Origin of the sequence: Anabaena sp. CA = ATCC 33047, assembly GCF_963870205.1 — a bacterium.
Classification (GTDB): Bacteria; Cyanobacteriota; Cyanobacteriia; order Cyanobacteriales; family Nostocaceae; genus Trichormus.
Map to the genome: position 1 here is coordinate 1 of NZ_CAWMSA010000062.1, position 488 is coordinate 488.

The 488-nt window shown below is 46.9% G+C and carries 1 pseudogene; it reads right to left on the reverse strand.

Annotation, left to right across the window (positions count from 1 at the left end):
- Positions 1 to 56: 56 nt before the first annotated feature.
- A pseudogene (locus AACS98_RS19620) lies at positions 57 to 488 on the reverse strand (photosystem II q(b) protein); the annotation flags it as partial.

Below are 488 nucleotides of genomic sequence, written 5' to 3' on the forward strand. Positions count from 1 at the left end.
CAAAAAAGCCTCCCCCGTAAGGAGGAAGCTTTTTTGTGATTGCTAAAGGTTAATGATTAACCGTTGATAGCAGGAGCGGTTAAAGCAACAGGAGCAACTTCGCCAGCAGCTAAGTCTAAGGGGAAGTTGTGAGCGTTACGCTCGTGCATTACTTCCATACCCAAGTTAGCGCGGTTGATGATGTCAGCCCAGGTGTTGATTACACGACCTTGAGAGTCGATGATGGACTGGTTGAAGTTGAAACCGTTCAAGTTGAACGCCATTGTGCTAACACCCAAAGCGGTAAACCAGATACCGATTACAGGCCATGCAGCTAGGAAGAAGTGCAAGGAACGGCTGTTGTTGAAGGACGCGTATTGGAAAATCAAGCGACCGAAGTAACCGTGTGCAGCAACGATGTTGTAGGTTTCTTCTTCTTGACCGAATTTGTAACCGTAGTTTTGAGATTCGTTCTCGGTGGTTTCACGCACCAAGGAAGAAGTTACCAA